This is a genomic window from Nocardioides sp., assembly GCF_034670285.1.
In the GTDB taxonomy this organism is placed as follows: Bacteria; Actinomycetota; Actinomycetes; order Propionibacteriales; family Nocardioidaceae; genus Nocardioides.
Genome location: NZ_JAXMNS010000432.1, coordinates 1 through 3,098 on the forward strand (window position 1 = coordinate 1; position 3,098 = coordinate 3,098).

Below are 3,098 nucleotides of genomic sequence, written 5' to 3' on the forward strand. Positions count from 1 at the left end.
GAACCGCGCACGGCCGCTCTAGGGTGAGCCCATGTCACCCGGCCCCCTCATGATCATCGGCGGTGCGGAGGACAAGCTGCGCAAGCGCTCCATCCTCGCCGACTTCGTCACCGCCAGCGGCGGTGCCGACGCGCGCATCGCCGTCATCCCCACCGCCTCGGCACTCGGCGCCGAGGTCGTCTCGGTGTACGACGCGCTCTTCCGGCGCGAGGGCGCCGGCCACGTGGTGGCGGTGCGACCCGAGAACCGCGAGGAGGCGCACGACCCGGCCCTGGTCGCGCTGCTCGACGACGCGACCGGCATCTTCATGACCGGCGGCAACCAGCTCAAGCTCTCCTCGATCATCTCGGGCACGCCGGTGGGCGACGCGATCGTCGCCGCCCACGAGCGCGGCGCGGTGATCGCCGGCACCTCGGCGGGGGCCAGCATCCAGTCGAGCCACATGGTCGCCTTCGGCGGCCCGGGAGCCACCCCCAAGCAGCGGATGACGCAGGTCGCAGCAGGCCTGGGCCTGGTGCCGTCGTCGATCATCGACCAGCACTTCGACCAGCGGAACCGCTACGGGCGCCTGCTCATGATCGTGTCGCAGTCGCCGCAGCTGCTCGGCATCGGCGTCGACGAGGACACCGCTGCGGTCGTCGAGCACGTCACCGAGGCCGACGGCTCGGAGCACGAGATCCTTTCGGTCATCGGCAAGGGTGCCGTGACGATCTTCGACCCGGCACGCATCACGACGAACGCCTACGAGGCCAAGCGCTCGGCGCCCCTGCTCGCGAGCAACGTCGTCCTGCACGTGCTGCCCGAGGGCTCGTCGTTCGACCTCAGCACCCGCACGCTGGTGCCCCTGCGACCCGCCGTCGAGTCGACGGTGGCCGCCGAGCTCGCCGAGGCCGGTCGCGACCTGCGCCAGCAGGCCCGTGACATCGCCGCCGGTGACGCCTCACCGGCCACCCTGCGGCGCCGACTCGCCCGCCACCGACGCAAGCCCGACCAGATCGAAGCCGCACGCGACCCCCTGGCCGCCTCCGAGGACGGATTCCACTGATGACCGAACGCCCCACCCCTGACCTCACGATCCTCGAGACCCGCGTCTATCGCGGCGCCAACATCTGGTCCTACGACCGGGCGATCCATCTCGTCGTCGACCTCGGCTCCCTCGAGGAGTACCCGACCAACACGGTCCCGGGCTTCACCGAGCACCTGATCGCCATGCTGCCCGGCCTGCGCGAGCACTCCTGCTCCCGTGGCAAGCGCGGCGGCTTCGTCGAGCGCCTCAACGAGGGCACCTGGCTGGGCCACGTGGCCGAGCACTGTGCCCTGGCCCTCCAGCAGGTCGTCGGTCACGACGTACGGCGTGGCAAGACGCGCGGGGTCAAGGGCCGCACGGGCGTCTACAACGTGATCTTCGGCTACATGGACGAGCAGGTCGGCCTCGCCGCCGGTCGTCTCGCCGTCCGCCTGGTCAACCACCTCGTCGAGGCCGACCCGGAGTTCGACTGGGACACCGAGCTCGACGACTTCATCCGCCGCGCCCAGCGCACCGCCTTCGGTCCCTCCACGCAGGCGATCCTCGACGAGGCCGTCTCGCGCGACATCCCGTGGATCCGGCTCAACCAGCACTCGCTGGTGCAGCTCGGCCAGGGCGTCCACGCCAAGCGCATCCGCGCGACCATGACGTCCGAGACGTCCGCGATCGCGGTCGACATCGCCTCCGACAAGGACCTCACCACCCGTCTGCTCAGCGCCGCCGGCCTGCCCGTGCCCAAGCAGGACACGGTCCGCAGCGCCGACCAGGCCGTTCGTGCCGCCGAGCGGATCGGCTACCCGGTCGTCGTCAAGCCGCTCGACGGCAACCACGGCCGCGGAGTCTGCCTCGACCTGCAGAACGAGGACGACGTCCGCGCGGCCTTCCCGATCGCCGAGGAGCAGTCGCGCCGCGGCACGGTCATCGTCGAGTCGCTCATCGTGGGCAAGGACTACCGCTGCCTGATCATTGACGGCCGGGTCGCGGCCATCGCCGAGCGGGTGCCTGCTTCGGTGACCGGCGACGGCACCGCGACGATCGAGCAGCTCGTCGACACCGCGAACGCCGACCCGCGCCGCGGCGTCGGCCACGAGAAGGTGCTCACTCGCATCAAGGTCGACGAGGCCGCGATCGAGCTCGTGCGCGAGCAGGGTTTCGAGATGACCGACGTGGCCCCCGACGGCCAGGTCGTCAAGCTCGCCCTCACCGGCAACATGTCGACCGGCGGCATCTCCATCGACCGCACCTTCGAGGCGCACCCGGAGAACGTCGAGATCGCCGAGGAAGCCGCTCAGATGATCGGCCTCGACATCGCCGGCATCGACTTCATCTGTCCCGACATCACCGAGCCGGTGCGCGAGACCGGCGGCGCGATCTGTGAGATCAACGCAGCTCCGGGCTTCCGGATGCACACCCACCCGACGATCGGCGAGCCCCAGTTCATCGCCAAGCCGGTCGTCGACATGCTCTTCCCGCCCGGGGCCACCTCGCGCATCCCGATCGTCGCCGTCACCGGCACCAACGGCAAGACCACGACCTCGCGGATGATCAGCCACGTCTTCAAGGGCATGGGCCGCAAGGTCGGCATGACGTCCACCGACGGCGTCGTCATCGACGAGCGGCTGCTCATCCGGTCCGATGCCAGCGGCCCGCGCTCGGCGCGGATGGTCCTGCAGAACCCCCGCGTCGACTTCGCCGTGTTCGAGGTCGCCCGCGGCGGCATCCTGCGCGAGGGCCTGGGCTACGAGCGCAACGACGTCGCCGTCGTCCTCAACGTGCAGCCCGACCACCTCGGCATGCGCGGCATCGACACCGTCGAGCAGCTCGCCGACGTCAAGGCCGTGCTGGTCGAGGCCGTCCCGCGCGACGGACACGCCGTCCTCAACGCCGACGACCCGCTGGTGCGCGAGATGCGTCGCCGCTGCTCGGGCCAGGTCGTGTGGTTCTCGATGGAGGAGCCCGGCTCGGAGACCCGCGACATGATCGACGCCCACTGCCGCCGTGGCGGCAAGGCACTCGTGCTCAACCCCAGCGAGCGCGGCGAGATGATCGTCGTCAAGCACGGTCCGCGCGA

2 protein-coding genes are annotated in these 3,098 nt (G+C 70.6%); both read left to right on the top strand.

Translation table 11 applies throughout. The features are described 5' to 3' along the window. The first annotated feature begins 31 nt into the window (after positions 1-31). Positions 32-1,045: a cyanophycinase gene (locus VOI19_RS17165; RefSeq protein ID WP_323794170.1), complete on the top strand. Its 1,014-nt coding sequence runs from the start codon at positions 32-34 to the stop codon at positions 1,043-1,045. Then, positions 1,045-3,098, top strand: a 2,054-nt coding sequence (gene cphA, locus VOI19_RS17170; protein ID WP_323794171.1) for a cyanophycin synthetase, incomplete at its 3' end; no start/stop codon positions are given. The genes VOI19_RS17165 and cphA, both read left to right, overlap by 1 nt.

What these genes read in the sequence shown, in the direction of transcription:
- VOI19_RS17165 (WP_323794170.1), top strand. Translation starts at nt 32, where the DNA reads ATGTCACCCGGCCCCCTCATGATCATCGGCGGTGCGGAGGACAAGCTG.